The sequence below is a fragment of the Aeromonas aquatilis genome, from assembly GCF_054052405.1.
Genome location: NZ_JBSTYP010000174.1, coordinates 1 through 423, shown reverse-complemented (window position 1 = coordinate 423; position 423 = coordinate 1). Strand labels below are relative to the sequence as shown.

The 423-nt window shown below is 60.5% G+C and carries 1 protein-coding gene; it reads left to right on the top strand.

Features of this window, described 5'->3' with window-relative positions; genetic code table 11:
* Positions 1 to 423: LacI family DNA-binding transcriptional regulator (locus ACW5W8_RS23875; RefSeq protein WP_498630893.1), on the top strand; the 423-nt coding region annotated here is incomplete at both ends.

The following is a 423-nucleotide window of genomic DNA, read 5'->3' as shown; positions in this document are numbered from 1 at the left end:
TCAAGGCGATCGATGAGCTCGGCTATGTCTACAACCAGACCGCCGCCAATCTGCGCAACAAGAGCAGCAATCAGGTGGGGCTGCTGCTGCACGACATCACCAACCCCTTCTATGCGGAGATGACGGCTGGCCTCAGCCGGGAGATGGAGCATCATGATCTGATGCTGTTTCTTGCCAACAGCGAGGAATCAGCGGCAAGGCAGCAGCAGTTTATGGACTCGCTGCAGCGAAACAGCGCCGCAGGCATGGTGATTTGCGCCGCCCAGCCTACCCCGCACAGCTTTTTCGAGAGCCTGCAACGGCGCCACATGCCCACCATTCTGGTGGTGCGACCGGTGCCGGATGTGGCGATCGACTTCGTCGGCACCGACAACTTTCTCGGTTGCCAGCTGGCAACCGAGCATCTGATCCGCCTCGGCCACC